Source organism: Streptomyces sp. NPDC001415 (assembly GCF_053597395.1).
Genome location: NZ_JBSFIE010000068.1, coordinates 1 through 13609, shown reverse-complemented (window position 1 = coordinate 13609; position 13609 = coordinate 1). Strand labels below are relative to the sequence as shown.

18 protein-coding genes are annotated in these 13609 nt (G+C 69.1%); 6 read left to right on the top strand and 12 right to left on the bottom strand.

The window, feature by feature from the left end:
* Window positions 1–117: 117 nt before the first annotated feature.
* The gene (locus ACWC2B_RS37770; protein WP_450724833.1) at window positions 118–816 is read right to left on the bottom strand and encodes a DedA family protein; all 699 of its coding nucleotides are present in this window, start codon (window positions 814–816) and stop codon (window positions 118–120) included.
* 135 nt (window positions 817–951) lie between these two features.
* Here ACWC2B_RS37770 and ACWC2B_RS37765 point away from each other — a divergent pair, with 135 nt between their 5' ends.
* Window positions 952–1317 carry a YbjQ family protein gene (locus tag ACWC2B_RS37765; protein ID WP_450724831.1) on the top strand — a complete coding sequence of 122 codons (366 nt, stop codon included), beginning with the start codon at window positions 952–954 and terminating at the stop codon, window positions 1315–1317.
* Between the two features lie 108 nt (window positions 1318–1425).
* Complete coding sequence (locus ACWC2B_RS37760) at window positions 1426–2856, top strand: glutamate decarboxylase (RefSeq protein ID WP_450724829.1); 1431 nt, start codon at window positions 1426–1428, stop codon at window positions 2854–2856.
* A gap of 206 nt (window positions 2857–3062) precedes the next feature.
* Here ACWC2B_RS37760 and ACWC2B_RS37755 read toward each other — a convergent pair whose 3' ends face one another.
* The 6 genes from ACWC2B_RS37755 to ACWC2B_RS37730 all read right to left on the bottom strand — a co-directional run bounded on the left by ACWC2B_RS37755 (window position 3063) and on the right by ACWC2B_RS37730 (window position 8850).
* Window positions 3063–3803 carry an ABC transporter permease gene (locus tag ACWC2B_RS37755; RefSeq protein WP_450724835.1) on the bottom strand — a complete coding sequence of 247 codons (741 nt, stop codon included), beginning with the start codon at window positions 3801–3803 and terminating at the stop codon, window positions 3063–3065.
* A 121-nt stretch (window positions 3804–3924) separates the two neighbouring features.
* Complete coding sequence (locus ACWC2B_RS37750) at window positions 3925–4917, bottom strand: ATP-binding cassette domain-containing protein (RefSeq protein ID WP_450724827.1); 993 nt, start codon at window positions 4915–4917, stop codon at window positions 3925–3927.
* Between the two features lie 139 nt (window positions 4918–5056).
* The gene (locus ACWC2B_RS37745) at window positions 5057–5698 is read right to left on the bottom strand and encodes a PadR family transcriptional regulator (protein WP_450724825.1); all 642 of its coding nucleotides are present in this window, start codon (window positions 5696–5698) and stop codon (window positions 5057–5059) included.
* 27 nt (window positions 5699–5725) lie between these two features.
* A complete protein-coding gene (locus ACWC2B_RS37740; RefSeq protein ID WP_450724823.1) occupies window positions 5726–6262 on the bottom strand; it encodes a DinB family protein in 537 nt (178 codons plus the stop codon).
* Between the two features lie 149 nt (window positions 6263–6411).
* Complete coding sequence (locus ACWC2B_RS37735; protein ID WP_450724821.1) at window positions 6412–7869, bottom strand: aldehyde dehydrogenase family protein; 1458 nt, start codon at window positions 7867–7869, stop codon at window positions 6412–6414.
* A gap of 81 nt (window positions 7870–7950) precedes the next feature.
* On the bottom strand, window positions 7951–8850 hold the full coding sequence (locus ACWC2B_RS37730) for a helix-turn-helix domain-containing protein (protein ID WP_450724819.1): 900 nt from the start codon (window positions 8848–8850) through the stop codon (window positions 7951–7953).
* Window positions 8851–9153: 303 nt separating this feature from the next.
* On the opposite strand from ACWC2B_RS37730, the gene ACWC2B_RS37725 reads away from it, so the two are divergent.
* Window positions 9154–9654, top strand: coding sequence for an ATP-binding protein (locus ACWC2B_RS37725; protein ID WP_450724817.1), 501 nt, complete (start codon window positions 9154–9156; stop codon window positions 9652–9654).
* Between the two features lie 151 nt (window positions 9655–9805).
* On the opposite strand, the gene ACWC2B_RS37720 is transcribed toward ACWC2B_RS37725, so the two are convergent.
* The 5 genes from ACWC2B_RS37720 to rpmG all read right to left on the bottom strand — a co-directional run bounded on the left by ACWC2B_RS37720 (window position 9806) and on the right by rpmG (window position 12136).
* Entirely contained in the window at window positions 9806–10045 is a 240-nt protein-coding gene (locus tag ACWC2B_RS37720; RefSeq protein WP_114039138.1) for a DUF397 domain-containing protein, read from the bottom strand.
* A gap of 251 nt (window positions 10046–10296) precedes the next feature.
* Complete coding sequence (gene rpsR / locus ACWC2B_RS37715) at window positions 10297–10569, bottom strand: 30S ribosomal protein S18 (protein ID WP_450724815.1); 273 nt, start codon at window positions 10567–10569, stop codon at window positions 10297–10299.
* A 5-nt stretch (window positions 10570–10574) separates the two neighbouring features.
* A complete protein-coding gene (locus ACWC2B_RS37710) occupies window positions 10575–11717 on the bottom strand; it encodes a CobW family GTP-binding protein (RefSeq protein ID WP_450724813.1) in 1143 nt (380 codons plus the stop codon).
* Window positions 11714–11965, bottom strand: coding sequence for a type B 50S ribosomal protein L31 (locus ACWC2B_RS37705; protein ID WP_450724811.1), 252 nt, complete (start codon window positions 11963–11965; stop codon window positions 11714–11716). Before ACWC2B_RS37705 ends, ACWC2B_RS37710 begins: the two co-directional genes overlap by 4 nt.
* Window positions 11966–11971: 6 nt before the next feature.
* Entirely contained in the window at window positions 11972–12136 is a 165-nt protein-coding gene (gene rpmG, locus ACWC2B_RS37700; RefSeq protein WP_053724628.1) for a 50S ribosomal protein L33, read from the bottom strand.
* Between the two features lie 175 nt (window positions 12137–12311).
* On the opposite strand from rpmG, the gene rpmB reads away from it, so the two are divergent.
* From rpmB to ACWC2B_RS37685, 3 genes are all read left to right on the top strand, one after another.
* Window positions 12312–12548, top strand: a complete 237-nt coding sequence (gene rpmB, locus ACWC2B_RS37695; protein WP_450724809.1) for a 50S ribosomal protein L28 — start codon at window positions 12312–12314, stop codon at window positions 12546–12548.
* Window positions 12548–12853 carry a 30S ribosomal protein S14 gene (gene rpsN, locus ACWC2B_RS37690; protein ID WP_450724807.1) on the top strand — a complete coding sequence of 102 codons (306 nt, stop codon included), beginning with the start codon at window positions 12548–12550 and terminating at the stop codon, window positions 12851–12853. Before rpmB ends, rpsN begins: the two co-directional genes overlap by 1 nt.
* 65 nt (window positions 12854–12918) lie before the next feature.
* Window positions 12919–13410, top strand: a complete 492-nt coding sequence (locus ACWC2B_RS37685) for a hypothetical protein (protein WP_450724805.1) — start codon at window positions 12919–12921, stop codon at window positions 13408–13410.
* Window positions 13411–13609: the final 199 nt, after the last annotated feature.

Here is a 13609-nt window from a genome sequence, read left to right as displayed (position 1 = left end):
TACTAGGGCGTTTCGGCAACGCGGCATGGGGGTCCCCCCTGGCCCTTAAGGCCTTGGGGGAGTGCGTGCCAGACGCCACGGGCCCGGGCGGGGTTCAGACACAGGCTCTAAGGCTGCTCAGCGCTTGGCGTGGCGGCCGCCGCGCTGCGGTGCCTGGCCGGGGCCTCGGGGGCCCTCCGCCGCCTGCGGGTTCTTCTTCGCCTTGGAGCGGGCCCGCAGGAACTCGATGGCGATCGGCACGACCGAGACCAGCACGATCACGACGAGCATCAGCTCGATGTGCTGGTGGACGAAGTCGACGTTGCCCAGGCCCGCGCCGAGCAGCGTGACGCCCGCACCCCACAGGGTGCCGCCGATGACGTTGAAGGTGACGAACGAGCGGTAGTTCATGCCGCTGACGCCCGCGATGATCGGTGTGAAGGTGCGCACGATCGGCACGAAGCGGGCCAGGACCAGCGACTTCGGGCCGTACTTCTCGAAGAATTCGTGGGCCTTCTCGACGTTCTCCTGCTTGAAGAGCCTGGAGTCGGGCCGGCTGAAGAGGGACGGCCCCACCTTCTTGCCGAACAGATAGCCCACCTGGTCACCGAGGACGGCGGCGAGCACCACCAGGACACACACCAGCCACAGCGGGGTGTCCAGCTTGCCGGTGGTGACCAGGAGGCCGGTGGTGAACAGGAGCGAGTCGCCCGGCAGGAAGAAGCCGATGAGCAGCCCGGACTCGGCGAACACGATGATCAGCAGGCCGGCCAGGCCGAAGGTTCCCAGTAGATAGTCGGGGTCCAGCCAGCTCGGTCCGAGGGCAAGGGAAGTCACGGGTACCGGGCTCCTGATGTGGGTGTCGGGCGGGCTGTCTGCCGTCGGCAGCCAAAGTTATCAACGTAACGCGCGAATGCGTGGTTCCAGGGGCAGGCTGGGTAGGGCCGACAAGGGCTACCGAAGGGGAACCACATGGGCATCGAGGAATACGGCGGCGGACAGGGCCCGCAGTCGGACGTACTGGTGGTGACCACCAATGACGTACCCGGATACACCGTGCAACAGGTCATCGGAGAGGTCTTCGGCCTCACCGTACGCTCCCGGCACCTGGGCAGCCAGATCGGCGCCGGCCTCAAGTCCATGATCGGCGGCGAGTTGAAGGGGCTGACCAAGACGCTGGTCGAGACGCGGAACCAGGCGATGGAACGTCTGGTGGAGCAGGCGAAGGCGCGCGGCGCGAACGCGGTCCTGATGATGCGCTTCGACGTGACGGAGGCGGCGGACGTGGGTACGGAGGTCTGCGCGTACGGAACCGCGGTGGTCCTGTCCCGCAACTGAGAGCCTGTGTCTGAACCCCGTCCTGATCCGGACGGGGTTCAGACACAGGCTCTGATGGCGACCGGCCTCGGCATCAACTCCCCTCCAGCGAAAGGTGGTTGACCCTCCATGGCACTGCACCGCGGCGGCAGCGAGAAGGAGCACGTCGACGAGAAGGAGTACGGGCGGCTCGCGCTCAACCCCTTCTTCGGGGAGGCCGACCCGGTCGGCTCGATGACCTCCGCGCCGCCCCGGCACCGGCTGCCCGACCGGCCGCTGGCCCCGGCGACCGCGTACCAGGTGGTCCATGACGAGCTGATGCTCGACGGGAACGCCCGGCTCAACCTGGCGACGTTCGTCACCACCTGGATGGAGCCGCAGGCCGGGGTGCTCATGGCGGAGTGCCGGGACAAGAACATGATCGACAAGGACGAGTACCCGCGCACCGCCGAACTGGAGCGGCGGTGCGTGGCCATGCTCGCGGACCTGTGGCACGCGCCGGACCCGAACGCCGTGGTCGGCTGCTCGACGACCGGGTCGAGCGAGGCGTGCATGCTGGCCGGGATGGCGCTGAAGCGGCGCTGGGCGCAGAAGAACGCGGACCGCTACCCGTCCCGCGAGGCGCGCCCGAACCTGGTCATGGGCGTGAACGTGCAGGTGTGCTGGGAGAAGTTCTGCAACTTCTGGGAGGTCGAGGCGCGGCAGGTGCCCATGGAGGGCGACCGGTTCCACCTCGACCCCGAGGCCGCCGCCGCGCTCTGCGACGAGAACACGATCGGCGTCGTCGGGGTGCTCGGCTCGACCTTCGACGGGTCGTACGAACCCATCGGCGCACTGTGCGCGGCGCTCGACGATTTGCAGGAGCGTACGGGTCTGGACATCCCGGTGCACGTCGACGGGGCGTCCGGGGCGATGGTCGCGCCCTTCGTCGACGAGGACCTGGTGTGGGACTTCCGGCTGCCCCGGGTGGCCTCGATCAACACCTCGGGGCACAAGTACGGGCTCGTGTACCCGGGGGTGGGCTGGGCGCTGTGGCGCACGGCGGCCGAGCTCCCCGAGGAACTGGTCTTCCGGGTGAACTACCTCGGCGGCGACATGCCGACCTTCGCGCTGAACTTCTCGCGGCCGGGGGCGCAGGTGGTAGCGCAGTACTACACGTTCCTGCGGCTCGGGAGGGAGGGGTACCGGGCCGTGCAGCAGACCACGCGGGACGTCGCGCGGACGCTCGCGGAACGGATCGAGGCGCTCGGCGACTTCCAACTTCTCACGCGGGGCGACGAGTTGCCCGTGTTCGCCTTCACGACGGCGCCTGAGGTGCACCGGTACGACGTCTTCGACGTGTCGCGGCGGCTGCGCGAGCGGGGCTGGCTGGTGCCGGCGTACACCTTCCCGGCGAACCGGGAGGACCTGTCGGTGCTGAGGGTGGTCTGCCGCAATGGCTTCTCCTCGGACCTGGGGGCGCTGCTCCTGGAGGACCTGGGGCGCCTCCTCCCGGAACTCCGCCGCCAGGCCGGCCCGTTGGGCCGGGACGAATCGGTGGCGACAGCGTTCCACCACTAGCGCCCCGGGGCTCCGCCCCCAGCCCCCGAGGGCGCTTGCCCAACCCACCCGTTGCCCAGCGTGGGATAGCTCGCCCCCTGGGGCTCCGGTGCTGTCAGGGGTGCGGGGAACTGCGCGAACAACCACGCACTCCCCGCACCCGAACCAACCGGCCACAGCCGACCCCCCGGGGAGGGTTGGGGAAGGGGCGGTTGGGGCCCGGGCACCTACCCCCCGAGCCGCCCGAACCGCCCCACCGCCAGCGGCAGGAACACTCCCACCAGCACTACCGGCCACGCCACCGCCAACAGCCCCGCATGCTCGGCCGCCCAGGACGAGCCCCCGGGGCCCACCCCGCAAAGATCCCGCACCGCCGTGGCCGTCGCGGACAGCGGGTTCCATTCCACGGCCGCGCCCAGCCACCCCGGCATCGACGCCGGCACCGCGAAGGCATTCGACAGGAAGCCGACCGGCCACACCAGGATCTGCACCGCCTGCACCAGCTCCGGCCGCCCCGCCACCATCGCCAGCTGGATCCCGACCCACAGCATCGCGAAGCGGAACATCAGCAACAGCCCCACCGCCGCGAGGAACCCCGCGCCCCCGCCCGGCCGCCACCCGATCGCGTACCCCACGCCGATCATCACGACGAGCCCCGCCGCCGACTGCAGCATGTCCGCCACCGCCCGCCCGACGAGCACCGTCCCCGACACCATCGGCATCGAGCGGAACCGGTCGATCACCCCTTTGTCGAGGTCCCGCGTCACCGCCAGCATCGTGCCTTCGAGGCCGAAGGCCATGGTCAGCGCCAGCATCCCGGGGACCAGGAAGTCGACGTACGGGCCGGACACCCCCCGCCCGCCGCCCACCAGATAGCCGAACACCAGCAGCAGCATCACGGGGAAGACGAGCCCGACGACCACCTGCACCGGCTGCCTCGCCCAGTGCGCCAGTTCACGCCGGGTCATGGTCCAGGAATCGGCCACCACCCATCCGACAGCACTCACACCGCCACCTCCGACCCATCCCGCTTGCAGCCGGTCACGGACACGCCCCAGGACCGCGCCACCACCCGGCAGTCGACCCCCCTCACACCGCCACCCCCCGCTCGCGCCCTGCCGCGGGTCCCGCAGCCGGAGGCCCGCCCTCCGTCAGGGACAGGAACACCTCGTCCAGCGTCGGCCTGCGCACCGCGATGTCCTCCGCCTCGATGCCCGCCGCCGACAGTTCCCGTACGACGTCGACGAGCACCCCCATCCGGTCGGCCGCGGGCGCGCTCAGCAGGCGGCGGTCCCGGTCGACGACCGACCCGGGTAGCCCCAACACCTTTACGGCATCAGGCAGTTGGGCCGCATCGCACACGACCACCTCGATACGGTCCGAGCCCACCGTCGCCTTCAGCTCGTCCGCCGTGCCCTCGGCGGCCACCCTGCCGCCGTCGATCAGGGAGATCCGGTCGGCCAGCTGGTCGGCCTCCTCCAGGTACTGGGTGGTCAGCAGCACCGTCGTGCCGCCGCCCACCAGCGAACGCACCGCCTCCCACACCTCCGCCCGGCCGCGCGGATCGAGCCCGGTCGTGGGCTCGTCCAGGAACAGCACCTCCGGGTCGGTGATGAGGGAGGCCGCCAGGTCGAGCCGCCTGCGCATGCCCCCGCTGTACTGCTTGACCGCCTTGCGCCCGGTGTCCGCCAGGCCGAAACGGGCGAGGAGTTCATCGGCCCGCGCCCCCGCCCTGCGCGCCCCGAGATGATGGAGACGGCCGAACATCTCCAGGTTCTGCCGCCCGCCCAGCCCTTCGTCGACGGCCGCGTGCTGCCCGAGCAGACCGATCCGCCGCCGCACCTCGCCCGCCTCTCGGCGTACGTCGTGGCCCGCGACCAGCACCCGGCCCGCGTCGGGGCGCAGCAGCGTGGTCATGATCCGTACGGCCGTGGTCTTGCCGGCGCCGTTGGGCCCGAGCACCGCGTGCACCGTGCCGCGCCGCACGGCCAGGTCGAGCCCGTCGAGGACCCGCTTCGCCCCGTACCGCTTGCCCACGTCTTCCACGAGGATCGAGTTTCCGTTCACGTCCGCGTCAGGCAATCTCTTCTTCTCCCTCAGCAACTCCACCGGCGGGCCCCCTCAGCGGCTTCACCAGCAGATCCCCACCAAGAAAACCGATAGTCAAACTTGACTACCTAGACCTGAAAGTACTCCACCGCCACCCACTCGTCAAACTTGATTAGAGTGCGTCCCCGGGGTCCCGCTCCCCCGTCGCGTACGGGTTCTCCTCGCCCTCGGCCAGGATGCCCACGAACGGCTCGCCCTCACCGGCGAAGACATACGCCCCGCCCTCGATCCGGGCGATCAGGCCGCGGGTCCACTCCGCCTCGGCATCCGCGGAGTGGACCCACATGTTCATGATTTCGCCGATGTGCCCCAGCTGGCCCGGGCCCTCTTCCGGCGTGTAGTACTCCGTCGCCGAGCGGCGCCAGCCCGCCAGCTTCTCCAGCCGGTCGCGCAGCAGGGCGACGGCCTCCGTGCGCGGCAGGTCCACCATGAAGCCGATCGCCGCCGAGAGGACGTCCATCTTCTGGTCGTAGGAGGCGAGCGCCTCGCGCAGCAGCCGGAAGAACTCCTCCCGGCCCGCCTCCGTCAGCTCGTACTCCGTGCGCGGCGGGCCGCCGGCCGTACTGGGCGCCACCTCATGGGCGAGGAGCACGCCCTGCTTCGCCATCTGCTTGAGCGCGTGGTAGATCGAACCCGGCTTGGCGTTGGACCACTCGTGGGCGCCCCAGTACTCCAGGTCGTTGCGCACCTGGTAGCCGTGTGCCCGGCCGTGCTGACGTACCGCGCCGAGGACGAGGAGACGGATGGTTGACATGGCCGCCACCCTATGACCTCGGCTGTCTCAGCCGTTGTCGAGATCCACCAGCTCGAACGCCGTCTTGCCGTCCAGCGACTCGCGGACGATGTCCGCGTGCCCGGCGTGCCGGGCCATCTCCTCGACGAGGTGCAGCATCAGCCAGCGCATCGAGACCCGGCCGTCCTTCGGGAACCACGGGGCGGGCGGCAGCGGGAAGGTGTCGTCGAGCGAGGGGACCTTGCGGATGAACTCCTCGGTCTCGGCGGCCACTTCGGCCCAGAAGGCCAGCATGCCCTCGATGGTCTCGTCGCCGACGAGCTGGAAGCTCTCGTGCCAGTTCGACTGGTCCCGCTGCTTCTCGTTGGGGCGCTGCTGCGCCATCCGCAGCCAGTTCAGTTCGACCTCGGCGACGTGCTTGACCAGTCCGCCGAGGGACAGTTCGCTGGCGCTCGGGCGGCTGGCGGCCTGCTCCTCGGTGAGACCGAGGACGGCGCGGCGCAGCCCGCCGCGCTGGGCTTCCACGAAGCTGAGGAGAGCGCCGCGCTCGTCGCCGTGCGCCTCTGCGGGAACGTGAGTGGGCATGATCCGACCGCCTTCGTTCGAATGCTGCAACCGGTGTGCCGGGCTGGTGTACCGGCCTGCTGACAAGAACCACGTTAGGGAGGAAAGAGGTCAGATTCTGTCCTCTGTCAGCCGCTTATTGATATCCGTCAGCCGTTCACTGACATCCGTCAGAACGGGAACGGGCTGCGCTCGTGCTGGACCGAGATCCACTTTTGGGTGGTGAACGCCTCGACGGTGGAGTCGCCGTTCAGCCGCCCGAGCCCCGAGTACTTCTCGCCGCCGAACGCGACCAGCGGCTCGTCCTGGATCGTCGAGTCGTTGACGTGCATCATCCCGGTGTCGATCCGCTTGGCGAACCGCACCCCGCGCTCCACATTGGCGGTGTGCACCGCGCCGCTGAGTCCGTACGGGCTGTCGTTCGCCATGCGTACGGCCTCCTCCTCCCCGTCGAACGGGATGAGCAGGGCCACCGGGCCGAAGATCTCCTGACGCAGTACGGGAGAGTCGGCGGGCAGGTCGGTGAGCACGGTGGGTTCCACCAGGTTGCCGCGCGTGCGGCCGCGTACGAGCGCGGTGGCGCCCTCGGCGAGGGCCTGGTCGACCAGTGAAGTCAGCGCTTCCGCCTGGAAGTTGTTGATGACGGGGCCGATGTCGGTGGCGGGGTCGGCCGGGTCGCCGGTTCTGAGTGAGGTCACCTTCGCGAGGAACTTGCCGGTGAACTCCTCCAGGATCGACCGGTCGACCAGGATCCGGTTCGCCGCCATGCAGACCTGGCCCTGATAGACGAAGCGGCTGAAAACCGCCGCGTCCACCGCGTAGTCGAGGTCGGCGTCGTCGAGGACGACCAGGGCGCTGTTGCCGCTCAGCTCCAGGATGACGCGTTTGAAATGGCTGCCCGCGACCGAGGCGACGTGCCGGCCGGTGCGGTCCGAGCCCGCGAACGAGATCACCTTGGCGGCGGGGTGCTCTATCAGCGCGTCGCCTATCTCGGCGATGTCGGTGACCAGGACGTTCAGGAGCCCGGCGGGCAGTCCCGCGTCCTTGAATATCTTCGCTATGAGCCCGCCGCCGACGACGGGCGCGTTCTGGTTCGGCTTGATGACGACCGCGTTGCCCAACGCCAGTGCGGGAGCTATGGACTTGATGGTGACCAGGAACGGGAAGTTGAACGGGCTGATCACCCCGATCACGCCGACCGGGAGGCGGTAGACGCGGTTCTCCTTGCCGTCGACCGGCGACGGCAGGATCCGGCCCTCGGGGCGCAGCGCCAGCTGGATCGCCTCGCGCAGGAACTCCTTGGCGAGGTGGACCTCGTACACCGCCTTGAGCCGCGTGCCACCGAGCTCGGTGGTGATCGCCTCGATGATCTCCGGCTCGCGCTCCTCGGTGATGCGCAGGGCGCGCTCGAAGACGAGTCTGCGGGTGTACGGATTGGTCTCGGCCCAGTCACGCTGGGCGCGCTCGGCCGCGCGATAGGCCTCGTCGACCTCCTCGACGGTGGCGACGGTGATGGCGGCGAGCTTCTCCCCGTTGTACGGATCGAAGTCGATGATGTCCCACGACCCGCTGCCGGTGCGCCACTGGCCGTCTATGAACTGGTGGGCGAGGTCGGTGAAGAAGGACATGCCATCCCCTACTGCTGTGTCCGCCGGCTCCGCGCGGTCAACCGCGTCACTGGCCTGATGTGACGTCATCCTACTGATGAGTCAGCTGAGTTGAAGGAGTCCGCGCAGAAGATCGCGGCTTTCCTCCGGGCCTGGGCTGTCCTTCTGGAGCCGGGCCATCGCCCGTTCGTACTGCGCGACCTCTTCCGCCTTGTCCAAATACAGTGCGGAGGTGAGCTGTTCGAGATACACGATGTCCGACAGGTCCGACTCGGGGAACCGCAGCATCGTGAAGGCGCCGCTCTCCCCCGCGTGCCCGCCGAAGCTGAACGGCATGACCTGAAGGTTGATGTTGGGCTGCTCCGACATCTCGATGAGATGCTTCAACTGGCCGCGCATCACGTCCCGTTCACCGTACGGGCGGCGCAGCGCGGCCTCGTCGAGCACCGCGTGGAACTGCGGGGCCCGCTCGGACACCAGGGCCTTCTGCCGCTCAAGACGCAGCGCGACGCGCTTGTCGATCTCGGCGGCGGGCGCACCGTGCATGCCCCGCGATACGACCGCGTGGGCGTACGCCTCGGTCTGCAACAGGCCGTGTACGAACTGGACTTCGTAGATGCGGATCAGCGAGGCCGCGCCCTCCAGACCGATGTACGTCTGGAACCAGCCTGGCAGCACGTCACCGAAACTGTGCCACCAGCCTGCGATGTTGGCCTCCTTGGCGAGGCCGAGCAGCGACATGCGCTCCGACTCGTCGCCGACGCCGTAGAGCGTGAGCAGGTCCTCGACATCCCTGGCCTTGAAGCTCACCCGCCCCAACTCCATACGACTGATCTTGGACTCGGACGCCCTGATCGAATAGCCGGCCGCTTCCCGCGTGATGCCGCGCGCCTCGCGCAGGCGCCTCAGCTGAGAGCCCAGCAGAATGCGCCGGACCACCGAACCTCCGCCGGCCTCGACTGCGCTCGGCCGGGGGGATCCCCATGCCTCCCCTGCGGTCACTTCGCCGTCCTCCCCATCCAATGGTGGTGGGCAGTCTGCCATCAAAACGCTTCACCCCGTACCCGCGTGATTACGGAAATGGTCAAGTAGCGAAATCGGCCTGCGAAACTTCTGGGAACTTCTGAGGAAGAAATGAGCAAGAAACGGCACGGTCGGGGACAGGTCGGTCGCGTGCACGTGCATCTGCCCTTGCATCGGGCCGAAGCATTCGGAACCATGGTCCCCGCGCACCTGCGTGCTCAACTGCGTCTAGTCGCTTGCGTCCTGTACCGCCACGGCCGCGAACCACGGGGAGTGCCTCGCATGGGGACGAACGGATCGACCATGCTGGAGCCTTTTGAGCCCTTAAGGCAGGCACTTCCCCCCATCGACCCCTCGACCGTGGCGGGCTCCGCGTCCTGTGCGCTGCCCGCCCGCTACGAAGCGGTGCGCGGGGCACGGAAGTTCACCAGGTCGACCCTCACCCAGTGGGGCCTCGGCGAGTGCTTCGACGATGTCGCGCTGGTCGTCTCGGAACTGGTCACCAACGCGCTGCGGCACGCACTGCCCGCCGACACCCCGCGCGAGACCGAGGTGCCGGTGCGGCTCCATCTCATGCGCTGGACAAGCCGGTTGGTGTGCGCGGTACGCGACCCCAGCATCGAGAGCCCCGTCGAGCGCGCGAGCGACGACTTCGGCGCCGAGTCCGGGCGCGGCCTGTTCCTGGTCGAGTCCTTCGCCGACAGCTGGGGCTGGCACCCGCTGTCGGGAGCGATCAGCGGCAAGGTCGTATGGGCACTGTTCCGGCTGGCGCCGGCGGAGTGAGCTGACACATTTCAGAGTTGGCCGACTGTTCAGAGTTGGCCGACTGTCATTGGACAGCTGTGCGCTGTCAGCGGATGGCTGTGCGCTGTCGGCTGCCAGTTATGCGCTGCCGGCCGTCGACCATGCGCTGCGAGCCCACGACCATCACCCGTCAGTCGGCTATCAGATGGTCGAACTCGCCGTCCTTGATGCCGAGCAGCATCGCCTCTATCTCCGCCCTGGTGTAGACCAGGGCAGGCCCGTCCGGGTGGCGTGAGTTGCGTACCGCCACCCCTCCGCCGGGCAGTTTGGCGAATTCGACGCAGGATCCCTGCGAGTTGCTGTGCCGGCTCTTCTGCCAAGCGACACCCTGAAGCTCCGCTGCCGCCATGCCGTTGTACGCGTGGTGCAAGGTCGCTCCCGGGATGTGCAGACGTGCAGCTGTGAACGGTCAACTGTCCCGGATCATAGCTGTGTTCATGTGCCTCTGCATGGGAAGATGCACGTGCACGCGGGGTGCCCAGGCGGTTACAGCCGTTGTGCCGAGCCATCCGTCTCGAATCCCCCACCCGAGAAAGAGACGCGTTCCGCGGCCCTCTGGTTCAGACCTCCACGTCCTTGTCCAGGTGGCCGGATACGGAATGCACCAGTCGGAGGGGCTTCCTAGCGCGTGGCCGATGAGTACGGCAGCAGGGCCATCTCGCGGGCGTTCCTGATCGCGCGGGCCAGTTGCCGCTGCTGCTGGGCACTGACCCGGCTGACCCGGCGGCTGCGGATCTTGCCCCGGTCGGAGATGAACCGGCGCAGCAGGTCGGTGTCCTTGTAGTCGATGTACGTGATGCCGTCCCGGTCCAGCGGATTGGGCCTGGACTTGGGGGCCTTGGGGGACCTGGCGGACTTGGCGGACTTGGCGGACTTGTCACGGTTGTTGGGCATACGGGTCAGACCTCCAGGAGGGAGTCGAAGGCGGGCGGCAGGCGCTTCCACGCCTCACGGCCGGCGGCGTACTCCGCGTCGGTGAGCAGGCAGGAATCGAGCAGCGCGGACAGGCCGTCGCGGTCGAGGCCCGGCGAGGTGAAGACGAGGTGCTGGCAGCAGTCGCCGTGCTCGGGGTGCCAGTCGAGCGCGGCGGCGGCCCGGCGGACCGGCGGCACCATCTCCCAGGCGGCGTCGGGCAGGGAGGAGAGCCAGGGCCCCGCGTTCTCGACGCAGAGCGCGCCGCCCGCCGCGTCCCAGGCCAGCAGGGTGTCGGGCCGGTCGGCAAGCCAGAACCGGCCCCGGCTGCGGGCGGCCGCACAGCACAGGTCCTCCAGCGCCGCGTACAGCCGCTCGGGGTGGAAGGGGCGGGTGCGGTGCCACACATACGTGCCGACGCCGGCCTCGTCCGCGTCCTGCGGCAGCAGCGCGCAGGCCGGATCCTGACGGGCGGCGGCCGCCTCGACGTCGAACCCGGCGAGGGCGGCCTCCGCCAACTCGCCTGATTCGTACGGGATGTGACGTGCCATGGGATGCAGTTGACTCAACAGCACCCGGTCCTCTTCATCGACCTGCGCGGAGTCCACGATCGCGAGGACCGGGGCGTACTCCAGCTGGCGGGCCCAGGTGTCGGCGACCGTGCGCTGGTCGGAGGCGGCCGCGGCGAGCCCGGCGTCGGCGAGGTCGTCGCCGTTGCCGAGGCAGGGCAGCAGGAGTGCGGGGTCGACGGCGGTGATGACGGAGGTGATCCGCAGGCGCTCGTGGTGTGCCGCGACGACCTCGGCCATCGCCTTGGGCTCCACGGAGTCCCACAGTTCGACCACCGCGAGCCTGGTGGAGCCGCCCTCGGCGAGCCGCTCCAGCTCCGGCACCAGGTCCTCGCGCAGCGCGCAGCAGGCGCAGTCGTTGACCAGCGGGGCCTCGCCCTCGTCCCGTACGCCCAGAGCGTCGCGGACCGTGCGGCGCACCGTGCCGTCGGCGGCCGAGGCCAGGTCGTGGTGGAGCGCGACGCTGCCGGGGACGGCGTGCAGGAGGCGCTCCACCACGGCCCGGCGGGCGTCGGCGTGCAGCCCGCCGACGATCGCGACGGGCAGTTCGCGGTTGGTCATGCCTTTCCGTACCGCCGCTCGAAGCGCTCGACGCGGCCCGCCGTGTCGAGCACGCGGGACTTGCCCGTATAGAAGGGGTGGCTGACGTTCGAGATCTCGACGTCGATCACGGGGTAGACGTTGCCGTCCTCCCACTCGATGCGCCGCTCCGTACTCGACACGAGCGTGGAACGGGTCAGGAAGGTGTGGCCCGCGGCGCGGTCACGGAAGACGACGGGTCCGTACTCAGGGTGGATCGAAGGCTTCATCGCTGTTCAGCGCTCCTCTCGGAAGTCGACGTGGCGGCCGGCCACGGGGTCGTACTTGCGGATGGTCATGCGGTCGGGGTCGTTCCGGCGGTTCTTGCGGGTCACGTACGTGTAGCCCGTGCCCGCCGTGGAGCGGAGCTTGATGACTGGACGGAGTTCGTTGCGTGCCATGTGAGCCAGTATATGGAAATGGTTTTCATTTGCAAGAGGGGCTAGGGTGGGCTCGCCCCACCGGGCCGGCAGGCCACCGGGCCACCAGACCCATCGGGTTCTCCGGCTCATCGGAGTTCTCCAGGGTTCTCCGTTCTCCGACTCCTCAGCTCCAACTCCTCAGAGAGGAACAACCATGTCCGCCCACTGCCAGCTGACCGGCGCCCAGCCGGGCTTCGGCAACCGCATCTCCCACTCCCATCGGCGTACGTCCCGCCGCTTCGACCCGAACGTCCAGCGCAAGCGGTACTGGTTGCCGAGCGAGGGGCGATACGTGCGGCTCGTGCTCAGCGCGAAGGCGATCAAGACCGTCGACGTCATCGGCATCGAGGCCGCCGTGGCCCGGATCCGTGGCCGTGGGGTGAAGGTCTGATGGCGAAGAAGAGCAAGATCGCGAAGAACGAGAAGCGCCGGGCGGTCGTCGCCCGGTACGCGGCCCGGCGGGCCGTGCTGACCGCGATCATCCGCAGTACGTCCGCAGGCGAGACCGAACGGGCCGCGGCCCAGGCCGAGTTGCGGCGTCAGCCGCGCGATGCGAGCGCAACCCGCGTCCGCAACCGCGATGCCGTGGACGGGCGGCCGCGCGGACACTTCCGTAAATTCGGACTGTCACGGGTGCGGCTGAGGGAGCAGGCGCATGCCGGGTTCCTGCCAGGGGTCCGCAAATCCTCCTGGTAGGACGGCAGGGTTTGGCTGGTAGCTTGCTGCGGTCCCAAACACCGTTCACAGGGGGAAGACAAGCCGTGCACAGGCACATACGTACCGCCGCATTCGCCGCCGCCGGGCTCTCGGCCGCGCTCGTTCTGACCGGCTGCGGCAGCAGCGACAAGAAGTCCGACCCGGCCCCCAAGGCCTCGTCCGGCTCCGGCGGCGCGTCCTCGGCGCCGGGCGGCGAGGGCACTCCGGCCAAGTCCGGTGATCTGCAGGGCAGCTGGACGGCGACGAGCGGCGGCAAGGCCGTCACCATGGCCATCGCGGGCAAGAACGCGGCCCTGCTCTCGCCGCACGTGTGCTCCGGCACCGTCGCCGAGTCCTCGGGCATGACCATGCTCACCCTGAAGTGCACGGACGGGAACACCGAGCGCACCAAGGGCATGGCCACGATCAAGGGCGACAACCTTGAGGTCAAGTGGGAGGGCGGCGGGACGGACTCCTTCACCCGGGGCAAGGCGGGCTCGCTCCCGACCGACCTCCCGACGGCGGGTCTGCCGACGGCCGGTCTGCCGACCCCGTAACTCCCGTACGCCCAGGGGAACTTGGGCGTAGTGCGCGGGGGCCTACAACCCCCTCACGCCTAGGGCGACTTGAGCGTGGCGCGGGGGTCAGTGACTCGGTACGCCTAAGAGCCTGTGTCTAAACCCCGTCCGGATCAGGCCGGGGCGTCTGGTGCGTGCGATCGCAAGGCGCCGGAAGGTCCTCGTAGCGGAGCTACTA

Bases quoted from the DNA above. Each gene is read 5' to 3' on its own strand.
- ACWC2B_RS37765 (WP_450724831.1), top strand. From the start codon at position 952: ATGGGCATCGAGGAATACGGCGGCGGACAGGGCCCGCAGTCGGACGTA.
- ACWC2B_RS37755 (WP_450724835.1), bottom strand. From the start codon at position 3,803: ATGACCCGGCGTGAACTGGCGCACTGGGCGAGGCAGCCGGTGCAGGTG.
- ACWC2B_RS37725 (WP_450724817.1), top strand. From the start codon at position 9,154: ATGGGGACGAACGGATCGACCATGCTGGAGCCTTTTGAGCCCTTAAGG.
- ACWC2B_RS37710 (WP_450724813.1), bottom strand. From the start codon at position 11,717: ATGACCAACCGCGAACTGCCCGTCGCGATCGTCGGCGGGCTGCACGCC.
- ACWC2B_RS37735 (WP_450724821.1), bottom strand. From the start codon at position 7,869: ATGTCCTTCTTCACCGACCTCGCCCACCAGTTCATAGACGGCCAGTGG.
- rpmB (WP_450724809.1), top strand. From the start codon at position 12,312: ATGTCCGCCCACTGCCAGCTGACCGGCGCCCAGCCGGGCTTCGGCAAC.
- ACWC2B_RS37740 (WP_450724823.1), bottom strand. From the start codon at position 6,262: ATGCCCACTCACGTTCCCGCAGAGGCGCACGGCGACGAGCGCGGCGCT.
- ACWC2B_RS37745 (WP_450724825.1), bottom strand. From the start codon at position 5,698: ATGTCAACCATCCGTCTCCTCGTCCTCGGCGCGGTACGTCAGCACGGC.
- rpsR (WP_450724815.1), bottom strand. From the start codon at position 10,569: ATGCCCAACAACCGTGACAAGTCCGCCAAGTCCGCCAAGTCCGCCAGG.
- rpsN (WP_450724807.1), top strand. From the start codon at position 12,548: ATGGCGAAGAAGAGCAAGATCGCGAAGAACGAGAAGCGCCGGGCGGTC.
- rpmG (WP_053724628.1), bottom strand. From the start codon at position 12,136: ATGGCACGCAACGAACTCCGTCCAGTCATCAAGCTCCGCTCCACGGCG.
- ACWC2B_RS37705 (WP_450724811.1), bottom strand. From the start codon at position 11,965: ATGAAGCCTTCGATCCACCCTGAGTACGGACCCGTCGTCTTCCGTGAC.
- ACWC2B_RS37760 (WP_450724829.1), top strand. From the start codon at position 1,426: ATGGCACTGCACCGCGGCGGCAGCGAGAAGGAGCACGTCGACGAGAAG.